The organism is Kitasatospora sp. NPDC087314, from assembly GCF_044744365.1.
GTDB lineage: Bacteria > Actinomycetota > Actinomycetes > Streptomycetales > Streptomycetaceae > Kitasatospora.
Genome location: NZ_JBIUYE010000002.1, coordinates 645097 through 659399 on the forward strand (window position 1 = coordinate 645097; position 14303 = coordinate 659399).

Here is a 14303-nt window from a genome sequence, read left to right on the forward strand (position 1 = left end):
TCACCACTCCCCCAGCCGGGTCATCCGCTCGGCCACCCGGTCCGGCGTGGGGTGCGTCATCTCCTCCGCGTAGCGCCCGTCCGCGAGGAACACCACGCGGTGCGCGTAGGAGGCCGCGATCGGGTCGTGGGTCACCATGATCACCGTCTGCCCGAGGGTGTCCACGACCTCGCGCAGCAGCGTCAGCACCTGCTTGGCGGTGCGGGTGTCCAGCGCCCCGGTCGGCTCGTCCGCGAAGACCACCTCCGGCCGCGCCGCCAGCGCACGGGCGATGGCCACCCGCTGCTGCTGGCCGCCGGACAGCTCGGAGGGCCGGTGACTCATCCGGTCCGCCAGCCCCACCTGCGTCACGACCTGCTGCAGCCACTGGTTGTCCGGCTGGCGGCCGGCGAGCATCAGCGGCAGGGTGATGTTGTCCGCGACGGTCAACGCCGCCATCAGGTTGTACGCCTGGAAGATGAAGCCGACCCGCTCCCGGCGCATGATGGTCAGGTCGACCTCGCTGAGCTGCGCCAGCTCCGTACCGCCCAGCACCACCGAACCGGCGTCCGGGCGGTCCAGCCCGGCGGCACAGTGCAGGAAGGTGCTCTTGCCCGCTCCGGAGGGGCCCATCACCGCGGTGAAGGTGCCCCGGGCGAAGGCCAGGGACAGATCGCGCAGCGCGTGCACGGCCCCGGCGCCCTTGCCGTACGTCTTCCGGACCCCGTCGAGGCGGACGACCCAGTGAGCGTCCAGAGCGGCACTGCCGTCCGGCCGCGGCGGAGTCACGTACTCCTCCTCCGCGGCCGCGCTCTGGATCTCCTCCGTCCGCGCTCCGCGTCCCTTTCTGCTCACTTCCGGCCTCCACCACTCGCACGCACTACTTGACGTTCACGAAGGTAGGTGCTGGAGCGGGTGCGGAACCAGGGCGCGAACTGGAGACTCGATGGTGCAGAAAAGTGCCACCCACCGCTGCATTTGGGACGGTGGTAGGGTGATCGGGATGACGACTCGGAGGGTTTTAGGAGCCGTGCGCGCCCCCAGTGTGGCCGAGTTACGACGGTTACAGCCCGAGCAGTGGGTCCGCCAGACCGTCGTGCGATTCCCTCCGGCCGCGGGCTACGTCCTTCTCTGCCTCGTGACCGGACTCGCCGGGCTGCTGCTGTTCTACCTGATCGCCGTCGTCTTCGCGCTCTGCCTGGTCGGGACGGGCTTCCTACTGCTGCCCCGGACCCTTCGAGTGCTGCGCAGGTACGCGGAGGTCCACCGCCGGCGGGTGGGGCGGCTGCTGGAGACCGAGGTCCGCACCCCCTACCGCGACCTGGAGCCCGGCCGCACCGGCCCCCGCAAGCCCTCCCTGCGCGACCCCGCGGTCCGCAAGGACCTGCTCTGGCTGGTCACCCACGGGGTCGTCGGCTCGGCCCTGTGCATCTTCGCCCTGAGCATCTGCGGCAACGCCTTCAACTGGCTGTCCGCACCGGTGTGGTGGAAACTCGCGTCCGGCGAGCGCAACTCGATCATCCTGATGAACGTCGACTCGTGGCCGAAGTCCTTCCTCGCGGTGTTCATCGGCGTCGGCTACGCCGTGGTGGCGATGGCCGCGATGCGGGGGCTCGCCCTCGTGCACGCCAAGATGTCCCGGTGGCTGCTGACCGCCCGCCCCCGGGTCGCGCTCGCGCAGCGCGTCCGCGAACTGTCGGTGACCCGTGCCGAGGCGCTGGACGCGCACGACGCCGAACTGCGCCGGATCGAACGCGACCTGCACGACGGGGCGCAGGCCGGCATCGTGGCGGTCTCGCTGCGGCTCGGCATGATCAAGCGGGCGCTCGGCCAACGGCCCGAACAGGTACCGGAGATGGTGGACGCGGCCCAGCACCTCGCCGAGCAGGCCCTGGAGTCGCTGCGCCACCTGGTGCGCGGCATCTACCCGCCGGTGCTCGCCGACCGCGGCCTGACCGACGCCGTCCGGGCGCTCACCGCGCTCTGCGGGGTCCCGACCCGGATAGACATCGACGAGTCGACCGGCGCGGCGCCGCGCGCGCCCGCCGCGGCCGAGGCCGCGGCCTACTTCGTGATCTCCGAGGCGCTCACCAACATCACCAAGCACAGCGGCGCGCGCAGCGCGCTGGTGTGGCTGCGCATCGCCTCGGACGCGATCTCGATCCGGGTCGAGGACGACGGCAAGGGCGGTGCCACCGAGGGCTCCGGAAGCGGCATCCTCGGACTCCGGCGGCGGGTCGCCGCCTTCGACGGGACCACCGAGCTGTTCAGCCCGCCCGGGGGCCCGACCGTACTGAAGGTGGAGATTCCATGCGGATCCTGATCGCCGAAGACAACGCCCTGCTCCGCGAGGGGCTGGTCCTGCTGCTGAACAGCGAGGGGCACGAGGTCTGCGCGACCGTGGACAACGGCGACGACCTGCTGCCCGCGCTGCTCGAACACCGCCCGGACGTCGCCGTGGTGGACGTCCGGCTGCCGCCGACGTTCCGGGACGAGGGCCTGCGGGCCGTGGTCGAGGCCCGCAAGCAGCTGCCCAACCTGCCCGTCCTGGTGCTCTCGCAGTACGTCGAGCGGGCGTACGCCACGGAGTTGCTCGCGCAGAGCGCCTCCGGGGTCGGCTACCTGCTGAAGGACCGGGTGGGGCGCGCCGAGGAGTTCCTGCACGCCCTGGAGCGGGTCGCCGACGGCGGCACGGCGATGGACCCGGAGGTCATCTCGCAGTTGATGGTCCGTCGGGCCGGCGACGACCCGCTGTCCTCGCTGACCCAGCGCGAGCGCGAGGTCCTGGCGCTGATGGCGGAGGGGCGCAACAACGGCACCATCGCCGAGATGCTGTTCATCGCGGAGAGTTCGGTGAACAAGCACATCGGCAACATCTTCGCCAAGCTGAACATGCCGACGCCGGACAGCGGCCACCGCCGGGTGCTCGCCGTGCTCACCTACCTGCGGGCCTGAGCGGTCGGACACACCGGAAGGGGCGGCGCCGGTCCGGCGCCGCCCCTTCCTCGTGCCCGCCGCCTCAACTCCCGGGCTGGTCCCCCCGGTTGTCGGGCAGGGCGGGGAAGGCGCGCACCGCGGGGGTGACGGCCACGCCCAGTGCGATCAGCAGGAACGCCGCCGCACAGCTCAAAACGGTGGGCACCGCGTGCACGGTCTCCAGCAGCAGCCCGCAGAGCAGCGGGCCGAGCGCCGCGGCGGCGCCCATCGAGACCCCGATCAGGCCGGCCAGCCGGCCGCGCATGGCGTCCGGCGTGACCATCATCTGATGGCCCGCCACCAACGCGGTGGCGGTCGGCGCGAGGAACGCGGCGGCCCCCAGCACCAGCCCGGAGGGCCAGCCGGTCGGCACCACCGCGAGCAGCGGCACCAGCACGGCGGTGGCCCAGGTCAGCACCATCAGCGCGGTGTACGGCGTCAGCGACCGGCGCAGCCGCCCGGCCGACAGCGCGCCGAGCACCCCCCCGCCGCCGACCAGGGCGCCGATGGCACCGATCTCGGCGCCGGGCCGGCCGTCCTGCTGGGCCATCACCACCACGGTGATCAGCAGGCCGCTGAACACCAGGTTGAAGGCGGTGCCGAGCAGCACGGTGGCCCGCACCGCCGGGTTGCCGCGCAGCCAGCGCAGCCCCGACGCCATCGACTGCAGCGTGCTCTCGGCCGGGCCGTCGCCGGCCGCGGACGCCTCGGCCCCGCCCGCCCCGGCCGCGCCGCCGTCCCCCGGTCGCGGCGCCGCCGGCGGCCGCAGGAACAGCAGCGTGACGAAGGCGATCGCGGAGGTGATCGCCTGGGTGAGGAAGGGCAGCAACCGCTGGAGGCCGTACAGGAATCCACCGATTCCCGGGCCCACGATGGTCGCCAGGTAGTAGCGGGCGGTGTTGCGGGTGACGGCGTCGGCGAGTTGCGAGGACGGCACGACGCTGGGCAGCAGCGCCTGGTCGGCGGTGCCGAACAGGGAGGTGCACACCCCTTCGACGACCGCCACCACCAGGATGACCGCCAGCGGCGCGTGGCCGAGCGCCACCAGGAGCGCGAGCAGGCCCAGCGCCACGGCCCGCCCGAACTCCGAGACCAGCATCAGCGCCTTGCGGCTGACCCGGTCGGCCAGCGCGCCCGCGGGCAGCGCGGCGAGCGCCCGCGAGCCGGCGATGGCGAACTCGGCCAGCGAGGCCTCGAAGGCGGTGCCGCCGAGCCCGAGCACCAGCAGCGGGTACGCGATCAGCGTGCCCTGCGCCCCCAGTTGGGAGACCACGTTCGCGGTCCACAACACGTTGTACTCGCGGTTGCGGGACAGCGGCGGCGGGCCCGGCTCGGCGGCCACGGCGGCGTCGGCCGTCGTGCTGCCCGAGGTCACTGCGGCGCGGTCGGCAACGCCACCGCCGGCGCCGACACCCGCTCCACCGGGCGAAGCTCGGACCACGCGTGCGCCCCGGCCATGCTGACGAACAGGTCCCGCGGCGGGACGAAGGGGGCCCGCCCGTGCGCCACGCTGATGTTGTCCACGATCAGGACCTCACCCGTGTGCACGTTGACGTCGATCTGCTGCGCCCGGTAGGCGGCCTGGAGCTGCCGGACCACCTCGTCCGGGATCTCGCTGCCGTCCGCGTAGAAGGTGTTGGTGGGCATCCCCCACGGGCCGTACTCCTCCAGCAGGAAGTCGGCGACGTCCTCGCGCAGGGTGCGGGCGTGGAAGAAGGTCATGTGGTTGAACCAGGAGCGGACGCCGGTCTCCGGGTGGGTCGCGACGGCCCAGCGCAGCTGGCGGGTCCGCAGGTGATTGCGCTCCAGCCACTCCAGCTCGATGTTGTTGGCGTCACAGTAGGCCTGGACCTCGTCCGGGTCGCTGGTGCCGAACGCCTCCTGCCAGGAGAGGCCGAGGCCGGGGCGGAAGTTGCGGACGAGCAGGTACCCCTCGCGCTCGAAGCGCTCGGCGGTCTCCTGGGGCAGCGCGCCGTACAGGGCGCGGCAGTCGGCCAGCAGGCTGGCACCGCCGTCCGGCGACTCCTGGCGGCAGAAGAAGAACAGGTAGCGCGGGACGTTCAGGTTGTACGACTGCTCGGTGTGGAGGAAGATCTCCTCGGTCGCCGGGTGGTCGGTGGCCGTGAACACCCCGGGGTGCAGCTCGGTCCGCGGCGAGGAGCGCTCGGTGTAGTCGAGCGGCCGGCCGACCACGGCGTTCACGAAGGTGTCCAGCTCCGGCCATTCCTGCCAGTCGAAGCCGCTGAGCACCACCGCGCCGTGCTCGGTGATCCGCTCCCGGATGAACTCCCCCTGCTCCTTGCCGAGGTCGACCAGCCTGTTCCCCGCGGTCTCGGCGGAGATCCCGAGGACCAACCCGTCGTGCCGCGCTTCGGTCGAGATGCTGATGGCGGTTGTCACGGTGTGACTCCCTTCTGCGGGCTGCGGGCGCGAAGCCGCTCGGCAGCGGTGTCGAGGGTGTGGAGTGGACGGTTGAAGGCGATCCGGACGTAGCGCTCGCCATCGGCCGGGTCGACGAAGAACGAGGTTCCCGGCGCCACCAGCACACCGGTCTCGGCGAGCAGCGTGCGGACGAACCGCGGGCTGGGCTCGTCGGTCAGCCCGTCGATCCGGGCCAGGACGTAGCAGCCGCCGGCCGGGCGGGTGAAGTCGAAGCCGGCGTCCCGCAGCAGGTCCACGGTGCGGTCGCGCCGCTCGCGCATCCCCTCCGCGTGGTCCCAGCGCTCCGGCAGCAGCAGGTCCGCATTGGCCGCGGCGTGCTGGAGCGCGGCCGCCGCGCCGCCGGTGGTGGCCACGTGCACCTTGCGCAGCAGGGCGGTGAGCTCCGGCGCCGCGCGGAGGAAGCCGAGCCGCCAGCCGCTGATCGAGTGGCTCTTGGAGAGGCTGCCGATCACCACGGACCGGTCGGCCAGGCCCTCGATCTCGGTCACCGAGCGGTAGCCGGCCGACTCGTAGACGTACCCGGCGTACACCTCGTCCGAGATCACCACGGCGTTCCAGCGGCCGCAGAGCTCGGCGAGCAGGTCGAGGGTGGCGCGCTCCAGGATGACGCCGGTGGGGTTGGCCGGGCTGTTCACGATGACGGCGCGGGTGCGCGGTCCGAAGGCCGCGGCCAGTTCGTCCGGGTCGACGCTCCAGTCGGGTGCCCGCAGCCGGACGGGGCGCGGGCGCGCGCCGGTGAGGGCGATGGCGCTGAGGAAGTTCTCGTAGAAGGGCTCGAACACGATCACCTCGTCGCCGGGGTCGACGAGGGAGAGCAGGGCGACGCCCAGGCCCTCGCTGCCGCCGACGGTGACGGTGATCTCGCTGCCCGGGTCCGGGGCGCCGGGCAGGCCGGCGGCGATCCGCTCGCGCAGCAGCGGCACCCCGGCCGGGTCCTGGTACTGGTGGATGCCGGCGCGCAGCGCGGCCACGGCCGCCTCGACCAGCTCCGGCGGCGTGTCGGGGTAGGCCGGGGTGCCGACCGCGAGGTCGACCGTGCCCGGGGGCAGGCCCTCCAGGAGCAGCGAGGCCAGCCCGCCGCCGGGCATCCCGCCCACCCGCTCGGCGCCCAGGGCGCGGCGGGCCGGCGTGTCACGGTCCGTGGTCACACTCATGCGCTTACCTCGCTTCGCTCGGCCCGGTCGAAGGCGCCGCGCGGGATCTCAGGCAGCCAGGCCGGGCGGCGCGCCTCGTACGCCTCGATGTCCTCGTTCCTGAGCAGGGTCGCCGCGATCACGTCCTGCCCTTCGAGCAGCCGGGCCCGGGCCCGTTCGTCGACCGTGAACGGGTGTTCGCCGCCGGGCCGGCGCAGCAGGCCGGCCCGCAGGTCCACGGTGACCCGCAGGCCCTCGGGGGACTCCGCGAGGGCCATCAGCTCCTCGACCACGGGGGTCGGCAGGTCGACCGGGACGAGCCCGTTGTTGAGGCTGTTGCGGCGGAAGATGTCGCCGAAGCCGGTGGCCACGACGGCGCGGAAGCCCCAGTCACGCAGCGCCCAGACGGCGTGTTCGCGGGAGCTGCCGATGCCGAAGTCCCGGCCGGCCAGCAGGACCGTGGCGTCCGCGTACCGCGGCTGCTCCAGGACGAAGCCGTCCTCGGCGCGCCAGCGGGCGAAGAGCGCGTCCTCGTAGCCGCTCTTGACGACCCGCTTGCAGAACTCGGCGGGCAGGATCTGGTCGGTGTCGACGTCGTCGCGGCGCAGGGCGACCGCGCGACCGTGGTGTTCGACGAAGGGTTCCATACTGAGCTCGTCCTCTCTCCGGCCGGGCCGGCTGTCAGGCCAGGTCGGCGGGGGCCGCGAGCCGACCGGCCACCGCCGTCGCGGCGGCGACCGCGGGCGACACCAGGTGGGTGCGGGCCCGCGCCCCTTGACGGCCTTCGAAGTTGCGGTTCGAGGTGGAGGCGCAGCGCTCGACACCCTCGAGACGGTCGGTGTTCATGCCCAGGCACATCGAGCAGCCGGGCAGGCGCCACTCGGCGCCGGCGTCCAGGAAGACCTCGTGCAGCCCCTCCGCCTCGGCCTCGGCCCGCACCTGCATCGAGCCGGGGACGACCAGCAGCCGGGTGCCCGCGGCGACGGTGCGGCCGCGCAGCACCCCGGCCGCGGACCGCAGGTCCTCGATCCGGCCGTTGGTGCAGGAGCCGAGGAAGACGACGTCGATCGCGAGGTCCCGCATCGGGGTCCCGGGCCGCAGCCCCATGTAGGACAGGGCCCGCTCGGCCGCCGCGAGTTCGAGCGGGTCGGCGAAGGTCTGCGGGTCGGGGACGGTGGCGGCCAGCGGCACGGTCTGGGCGGGGTTGGTGCCCCAGGTGACGAGCGGGGTGAGCCCGTCGACGTCGAGGACGACCGTCCGGTCGAACACGGCGCCGGGGTCGGTGGCCAGGGTGGACCAGTCGGCGACGGCGGCGTCCCAGTCCGCCCCGGTGGGGGCGTGCGGACGGCCGCGCAGGTACTCCAGGGTGGTCTCGTCGGGTGCGACGATCCCGGCCCGGGCGCCGGCCTCGATGCTCATGTTGCAGAGCGTCATCCGGGCCTCCATGGAGAGCCCCCGCACCGCCTCGCCCCGGTACTCGATGAGGTGGCCCTGCGCCCCGTTGGCCCCGATCCGGGCGATCAGCGCGAGGATCAGCTCCTTCGCCCCGACCTCCGGGGGGAGTTGGCCGGTGAACTCGACGGCCAGCGTGCGCGGCCGGCTGATCTCCAGGCACTGGGTGGCCAGGACGTGCTCCACGTCGCTGGTGCCGATGCCGAAGGCGAGCGCGCCGAAGGCGCCGTGGGTGGCGGTGTGGCTGTCGCCGCAGACGATCGTCATACCGGGCTGCACCAGGCCGAGTTCGGGCCCGACGACGTGCACGATCCCCTGCCGCTGATGGCCGACCGAGTAGAGCTCGATGCCCTGGTCGGCGCAGTTGCGGCGCAGCGTCTCCAACTGGACCAGGCTGACCGGGTCGAGTACCGCGTCCGCCGTGGTGGCGACGTTGTGGTCCTCCAGCGCCAGGGTCAGCCCCGGGCGCCGGACGGCGCGGCCGGCCAGCCTCAGCCCGTCGAAGGCCTGCGGGGAGGTGGCCTCGTGGGTCAGGTGGAGGTCGATGTAGAGGAGGTCCGGTTCGCCGGGCCGGGAGGCCACGACGTGGCGCTCCCACAGCTTCTCCGCGAGTGTCCGTGCTGGGCCCATCGTCGTCCCTTTCTCCCCTGCACTACCCGTGCACCACGACCCTGAGGCGGAACGCCGGGTACCGCCTGCCGTCCGGCCGTACGGATCTCAGCCTCCATGCCGCCGCCCACCGCCCACCACGTCTTTAAGCCGGTGCGAAAACGCCCAGGACAGGCGATCACGTGCACGAAGAAAGGTGCAGAGAACTGCACCTCGGATCGGAAGTAAGCCCCCATGAAATCGGCTTCGCCCGGCCTCAGGATGGAGTCATCGAAGGCGGAACCAACGCCAGGACGACGGGCAGACAGATCATCGGATCCCACGGGAGCCAGGGAGGAAGCATGTACCCGATGCGGAGGAGCCGCGGGGCCGAGCCCAGAGGCCGGCGAAGCAGGACGGTCGTGCTGACCCTGGCCGCCGTCCTCCTGGTCGGCGCCGGAACGTCCGCCTGTGAGGTCAGTACCAAGGCCGCCGACCGGATCGAGCTGTGCGCGAAGATCTTCGGCAAGACCTTCACCGATCCGTTCCCGGACAACGTGGAGGAGGCCCGCAAGAAGATGCGCGACCGGGCCGACGAGCTCGACGGGCTGGCCAAGCAGGCCGGGGACGACAAGCTCCGCGACGCCATTCACTCGACCGCCGAGAAGATGCGCAACGCCGACATCCGGGAGAAGGGTACGGCGCGCACCGTGGTGGGTTACATCGGTGAGCAGAACGACCGCATCAAGGAACTGCGCCAGACCTGCCTCGACCACCACGACTACCCGTGATGACTGGGCTTCCGAACCAGCGTCACCGTTGAGGCTCCCATGGAGCCCACGGTGATCCCAGACCGGAATCGGTGAACAGGGCACTAACAGTTCCCCCACCGATTCCCTTGGCCGGGCCCCTCGTTGGGTCCCCCGTCTTCCGAGGGGCCCGGCCGTAAATCTCCCCGTACCAATACAAGCCAGGAGCAGTCATGCCCGATTCGACCGGCTGGAAGCCCACTAAGGAACGCCCGATGTGGCCCTGGGTCGTCCTCGCGGTGGTCGCCGTTGGCGTTCTGATCAACGTGCTTATCACGATCTGACGAGCAGATCGAATCCGCACCTGAGGAACTTCCGCGCTCTTGGCAGGTAGGCCGAGGGCGCGGACCCACGTCCGGCGTGACTCCGGCCTCATTGGCCCCTCTCGTCACACCCGTCACTCGGGCCACCCGGCCCGAGTGACGCGGGTAGACCCGAGTCGAGCAGGCTATCTGGATCAGGTGCAGAGAACTGCACCTTCGAACTGGCGAAGACTCGACTGTCACCCCCTTAAAGCGGGACGTAGCGTAGTCGGTACGGGAACCGGCATGACCATGTCGGGCTTGCGGTCACGCAAGTCCGCTCATCCACCTCACCGTGGACCCCGGCTCCCGACCCGCATACGTCAACGGCATTCTGGGGGACTCGTGCCACGTCTGCACTTCACATCGGCAAGCCTGTTGAGAACGCGTATCATGCCGACCCCTGACTGGGTCAGCGAATCGCTCTTCGCCCTGGATCTGCTCTCTTCCCGGCACCGCCAGGCGAAACGCCGACTCCGATGGCATAAGACCCGTCCGGCCGGGCCGGCCCGTCGACTGGGCCCCGCCCACCGCCTCGGGGCCACTCAACGGCTCGTCGAACTCGCCCGAACCATCCGCCCGTTCCCCGACCTGGACGCCATGGTCCGGCGCGCCCGCCGCACCGGAGACGACACGGACACGCGCCTGCTCCGGGACCTGGAATCCTTCTACCGCATCGTGGTCGCCCCGCACTGGGACATGATCTCCCTCACCGTTCAGAGCGACCGGAAGAAGCGGTTGGAAATCCTCCAGGACTGCGGCGCCCGCGGCCTGCTGAGCACCCTTCACCCCGCCGTCCGGCTCTCCACCTGCTCCCTGGAGATACCCGGGCAGAGCGAGGACGTACAACTGGAGGAGTGCGGACTGACGATTGCGCCGTCCTACTTCCTGGCGCCCGATTCACCGGTTCTGGTGGACGACCACACCATTGCCGACGGACCGACACTCTTCTATCCCATTCTCCCCGACGGACCGGCCTGTACGACCGAGGACGCGATCGAAGCGGCAGCAATGCCGGCCTGAGATCAATCACCTCCGATCACGACAGCGTCGGCACCTTCAAGGGGGAACACCGAAATGCGACGCATATTCTTCAGTCCGGCGAGCCTGGCCAAGGTATCGTCGGCCGCCCACCTGGATCCGATGAGGGAGGCGCTCTGCGCCCTGGAAACCTTCGCGACGGGCGGCGGAGGCCCCGTCTTCCATTCCTGGCGCCGACGGGTCGCGGGTGAACGGGACGGCCGCGCGCTGGCCGAACTCGCCCGCACCGTCCGCCCTTTCCCCGACCTCTACCGAATCCTCGAAAACTCCTCCGCGGCCGGATCCGGAAACGAATTCCGCCCGCGGGTTCTGCGCGACCTGGAGACATTCCACCGCATCGCGGTGGAACCGTACTGGAGTCAGGTCTCCACCCTGCTCGAAGTGGACCGGAACGCCCGGGCCCAGATCATGATGAGCGGCGGCGTCGACCAACTGCTCAGCACGCTGCACCCGGCGATCCGCTGGCGCCCCCCGGTGCTGGAGGTCCCCGGGACGGGGCACGACATCAAGCTGGAGTCGACCGGCCTGGAGATCGCCCCGTCACTGTTCCTGTTCTCCCGGTCGCCGATCCTGGTCGAACAGCAGGGCGACCGGCCCTTACTGCTGCTTTACCCGATCCCCGTCCCGCGCGAGCGGGAGAACCTCTGGGATCCGGCACCCGACGGCGAGCAGGCCCTGGGGGCCCTGCTGGGCCGCACCCGGGCAGCCGTCCTGCAGGTGCTGACGACCACCTGCACCACCACCGAGGTCGGCGAGCTGGTGGGCATCTCCACCGCCGCGGCGAGCCAGCACACCGCGGTCCTGCGGGCCGCCGGCCTCATCACCACCCTGCGCTCGCTCAACAAAGTCCACCACACCCTGACCCCCCTGGGCGGGGCACTTCTCCGTGGGGATCCACTGGTCTGACAATTCGCCCTATACCGACGATTCCCGAAGTAACGAACCGGCGACACACCGCTACGCACGATCCGGATCTGACACGCATGGTCTAGGAAAGTGCACCATACATACGGATGCGGGCAGCATGGCCTAAACCCATTACGAGCGAGTAGGTTCAGGGCATGCAAGCACGATGCCTTGTCGCCGCACGCATCAATTACGGAAGCCTGGGAGCCGATTCATGATGGGAGGAGCATCAGCTGAGCGGGAAGCCGCCCCCAGCTGTGCCGTCACGCTGGAAAACGTGTCGAAAATCCACCCGGGCACGAACGGTCCCACGGCGGTCCTGCGCGAGTTCTCGCTCGGTGTTCGAAAAGGCCGCTTCTGTGCCGTCATGGGAGACGAACGCGCCAGCACGACGGCGCTCCTGGAGTGCATGGCCGGCGTCACCACCCCGTCCACCGGAACGGTCCATTGGGCCGACAGTGAACGGGGTGCCGTCGGCGCACTCTGGGGTCAACACGAGCCCGTTCACCCGAATGTGACGGTCCGTGAATTCGTCGACCCCGGCGCTCCCGCACTCGGCCGCCGCCAGGCCTGGCAGATCAGTCAGGTCACCCGACTGTGGCACTGGCGGCGGCCGCTGCGGAAGCTGGGCCGGGTCCAGCAGCACAACGCCATGCTGGCCCGGCTGCTGGCCGCCTCCCCACGCCTGCTGCTGGTCGACACCCCGGGACACGACGACTCCCCCGAACTCGCCCGCGCCATCGGCGCCTCGCTCCGGCGCGCGGTCCGCGCCCTCGACCTCACGGCGGTCCTCGTGACCACCGACCCCGAAGCCGCCGCGTGCGCCGACAGCGTCGTCTTCCTGCGCCACGGCCGCCTGGCCGACGCTCTCGGCCCCTCCACCCCCGCCGAGATCGCCGACTGCCTCCAGCACCTCCGAAGAGGCCCGGCCTCCTGATCCACGCCCCGGCTTCCCCGGCGCCCTCTCCCCGGGCGCCCACCGGCGCCCCTTCCCGTGGCCCCCTTCCCCGGCGCCCCGGTCGAGCGGGGCCCGGCACCTCCCCAGCCCGTCGGTCCCCCGGCCCTCGCGTGCCCTCCCGCGCACGCCGCCGCACCCCGGACCGTCGCCCCCGCACCCGGCCGACCCGGCCGACGCACGCTTCACGCCCCGCGCCCCGCGTAGCGGTCGTCCTCCTCCCGGCGTCGGGCCACCTGCTCGGGAACCAGGCCCGGCCGGCAGCACGGGACCCGGGTTTCAGGCCCGCAGGACCCGTACGCCGGCGGCCGTGACGGCCTGCTCCTGGGCGTCGGTCAACTGGTCGTCCGTGACGAGCTCGTGGATGTCCGGGAGCGGGCAGATCTCCGCGAAGGTGACCCGCCCCACCTTGCTGCTGTCCGCCAGGACGACGGACCGGGCCGCGCTGCGCAGGAAGGCCCGGTCCGTGGTCGCCTCCATCTCGTCGTGCGTGGTGCAGCCCTCGCTCGCGGTCAGGCCGTCCACGCCGATGAAGGCGATGTCCAGGTGGTACTGCGAGAGCATCCGCTCAGCCGCCGGTCCGACCAGCTCGTAACTCGCCGTCCTGGCGATGCCCCCGACCACGACCAGGCGGATCTCGGGCCGGACGATCAGATCGGCGGCGATGTTGACGGCATTGGTCACGATGGTGACCCCGCCGCGGTCGGCGAGCACCCTCGCCAGTTCGCCGGTCGTCGTGCCGCCGGTCAGCCCGACCACGGCGCCGTCCGGGACCAGGCTCCCGGCGGCGAGGGCGATCCGCCGCTTCTCGGCCTGCCGCGTTCCGTGCCGGTGGCGCAGCGGCAGCTCCAGGCCGACCGCGCCGGTGACCGCACCGCCACGCGTACGGTGCAGCAGCCCCTGGTCGTGGAGCTCCTGGAGGTCGCGCCGGATGGTGGCGGTCGAGACCTCCAGCAGCCCGGCCAGCGCGTGCACATCGGCGCTGCCCTCCTCGGTCACGTGCGCGAGGATCCGGGCCGTACGGTCAGCTTTGAGCATGCGGGGAGTTTAGACGACACCCCTGTGCGGCGGGCCGTCGGCGCCCCTGGGACGCCTGCGACCTGCGCCGCCACGATTCGTGCGACATCGAGTACACCAATTCATGTGCTCAATATTGACTGGAATGCAGCACTAATGATCAACTCTGATCGAAGTCATCGACCCTCTCGGACAGCACGAGGCCCCGACGACGGGATCGCGAGTGCTGCCCGTCCCGTCCCTGGAGGCGACCACCGTGGGCATGGACCGTACCGTCTTGGCCGGGGCCCGGCTGGTCCTGCCCGGCGCCGTCGTCGAGGGCGACCGCCTGGCCGTCGAGGGCGACCGCATCGCCGGCCTCGGCGGCGAGAGCGAACCCGGCGACCTCGACCTGACCGGTTACACCGTCGTCCCCGGCTTCGTCGACCTGCACGTCCACGGCGGCGGCGGCGCCTCCTACACCTCCGGCATCGCCGAAGAGGCCCTGCTCGCCGCCCGCACCCACCTCGAACACGGCACCACCACCACCGTCGCCTCCACCGTCACCGGCGAGATCGACGAGGTCGCCCGCCAAGCCGCCGTCCTCTCCGAACTCGTCGAGGACGGCATCCTGGCCGGCATCCACTTCGAGGGCCCCTTCATCTCCCACAACCGCTGCGGCGCCCACCGCCCCGACCTGCTCCGCGACCCCGACCCCGCCCTG

General features: G+C 71.5%; 14 protein-coding genes. 7 read left to right on the plus strand and 7 right to left on the minus strand.

Features of this window, described 5'->3' with window-relative positions:
• Entirely contained in the window at window positions 1-768 is a 768-nt protein-coding gene (locus tag ACIO5E_RS06435) for an ABC transporter ATP-binding protein (RefSeq protein ID WP_400664464.1), read from the minus strand.
• A gap of 307 nt (window positions 769-1075) precedes the next feature.
• On the opposite strand from ACIO5E_RS06435, the gene ACIO5E_RS06440 reads away from it, so the two are divergent.
• Window positions 1076-2302, plus strand: coding sequence for a sensor histidine kinase (locus ACIO5E_RS06440; RefSeq protein WP_400664381.1), 1227 nt, complete (start codon window positions 1076-1078; stop codon window positions 2300-2302).
• Window positions 2290-2934, plus strand: a complete 645-nt coding sequence (locus tag ACIO5E_RS06445) for a LuxR C-terminal-related transcriptional regulator (RefSeq protein WP_400664383.1) — start codon at window positions 2290-2292, stop codon at window positions 2932-2934. The genes ACIO5E_RS06440 and ACIO5E_RS06445 overlap by 13 nt, the downstream gene beginning before the upstream one ends.
• A 64-nt stretch (window positions 2935-2998) precedes the next feature.
• Here ACIO5E_RS06445 and ACIO5E_RS06450 read toward each other — a convergent pair whose 3' ends face one another.
• From ACIO5E_RS06450 to leuC, 5 genes are read right to left on the minus strand one after another with little or no spacing between them, the layout of a single operon-like run.
• The gene (locus tag ACIO5E_RS06450; protein ID WP_400664385.1) at window positions 2999-4330 is read right to left on the minus strand and encodes an MFS transporter; all 1332 of its coding nucleotides are present in this window, start codon (window positions 4328-4330) and stop codon (window positions 2999-3001) included.
• Entirely contained in the window at window positions 4327-5355 is a 1029-nt protein-coding gene (locus ACIO5E_RS06455; RefSeq protein WP_400664387.1) for a TauD/TfdA family dioxygenase, read from the minus strand. The genes ACIO5E_RS06450 and ACIO5E_RS06455 overlap by 4 nt, the downstream gene beginning before the upstream one ends.
• Window positions 5352-6551: a pyridoxal phosphate-dependent aminotransferase gene (locus ACIO5E_RS06460; RefSeq protein WP_400664389.1), complete on the minus strand. Its 1200-nt coding sequence runs from the start codon at window positions 6549-6551 to the stop codon at window positions 5352-5354. The genes ACIO5E_RS06455 and ACIO5E_RS06460 overlap by 4 nt, the downstream gene beginning before the upstream one ends.
• A complete protein-coding gene (leuD, locus tag ACIO5E_RS06465) occupies window positions 6548-7177 on the minus strand; it encodes a 3-isopropylmalate dehydratase small subunit (RefSeq protein ID WP_400664391.1) in 630 nt (209 codons plus the stop codon). The genes ACIO5E_RS06460 and leuD overlap by 4 nt, the downstream gene beginning before the upstream one ends.
• 34 nt (window positions 7178-7211) lie before the next feature.
• Window positions 7212-8612: a 3-isopropylmalate dehydratase large subunit gene (gene leuC / locus ACIO5E_RS06470; RefSeq protein ID WP_400664393.1), complete on the minus strand. Its 1401-nt coding sequence runs from the start codon at window positions 8610-8612 to the stop codon at window positions 7212-7214.
• 380 nt (window positions 8613-8992) lie between these two features.
• Between leuC and ACIO5E_RS06475 the strand changes: the two genes are divergently transcribed.
• The 4 genes from ACIO5E_RS06475 to ACIO5E_RS06490 all read left to right on the plus strand — a co-directional run bounded on the left by ACIO5E_RS06475 (window position 8993) and on the right by ACIO5E_RS06490 (window position 12565).
• Window positions 8993-9361, plus strand: coding sequence for a hypothetical protein (locus tag ACIO5E_RS06475; RefSeq protein WP_400664395.1), 369 nt, complete (start codon window positions 8993-8995; stop codon window positions 9359-9361).
• A gap of 665 nt (window positions 9362-10026) precedes the next feature.
• Window positions 10027-10704, plus strand: a complete 678-nt coding sequence (locus ACIO5E_RS06480) for a hypothetical protein (RefSeq protein ID WP_400664397.1) — start codon at window positions 10027-10029, stop codon at window positions 10702-10704.
• 54 nt (window positions 10705-10758) lie between these two features.
• A complete protein-coding gene (locus ACIO5E_RS06485; protein WP_280684693.1) occupies window positions 10759-11628 on the plus strand; it encodes a winged helix-turn-helix domain-containing protein in 870 nt (289 codons plus the stop codon).
• A gap of 217 nt (window positions 11629-11845) precedes the next feature.
• Window positions 11846-12565, plus strand: coding sequence for an ATP-binding cassette domain-containing protein (locus tag ACIO5E_RS06490; RefSeq protein ID WP_400664466.1), 720 nt, complete (start codon window positions 11846-11848; stop codon window positions 12563-12565).
• Between the two features lie 297 nt (window positions 12566-12862).
• On the opposite strand, the gene ACIO5E_RS06495 is transcribed toward ACIO5E_RS06490, so the two are convergent.
• Window positions 12863-13621, minus strand: a complete 759-nt coding sequence (locus ACIO5E_RS06495; protein WP_400664399.1) for a DeoR/GlpR family DNA-binding transcription regulator — start codon at window positions 13619-13621, stop codon at window positions 12863-12865.
• A 241-nt stretch (window positions 13622-13862) separates the two neighbouring features.
• Here ACIO5E_RS06495 and ACIO5E_RS06500 point away from each other — a divergent pair.
• The coding region (locus tag ACIO5E_RS06500; RefSeq protein WP_400664401.1) for an amidohydrolase family protein at window positions 13863-14303 on the plus strand (441 nt) is incomplete at its 3' end.

Coding starts and splice junctions, on each gene's coding strand:
- ACIO5E_RS06495 (WP_400664399.1), bottom strand. CDS start 13,621: ATGCTCAAAGCTGACCGTACGGCCCGGATCCTCGCGCACGTGACCGAG.
- leuD (WP_400664391.1), bottom strand. CDS start 7,177: ATGGAACCCTTCGTCGAACACCACGGTCGCGCGGTCGCCCTGCGCCGC.
- ACIO5E_RS06445 (WP_400664383.1), top strand. CDS start 2,290: ATGCGGATCCTGATCGCCGAAGACAACGCCCTGCTCCGCGAGGGGCTG.
- leuC (WP_400664393.1), bottom strand. CDS start 8,612: ATGGGCCCAGCACGGACACTCGCGGAGAAGCTGTGGGAGCGCCACGTC.
- ACIO5E_RS06460 (WP_400664389.1), bottom strand. CDS start 6,551: ATGAGTGTGACCACGGACCGTGACACGCCGGCCCGCCGCGCCCTGGGC.
- ACIO5E_RS06485 (WP_280684693.1), top strand. CDS start 10,759: ATGCGACGCATATTCTTCAGTCCGGCGAGCCTGGCCAAGGTATCGTCG.
- ACIO5E_RS06490 (WP_400664466.1), top strand. CDS start 11,846: ATGGGAGGAGCATCAGCTGAGCGGGAAGCCGCCCCCAGCTGTGCCGTC.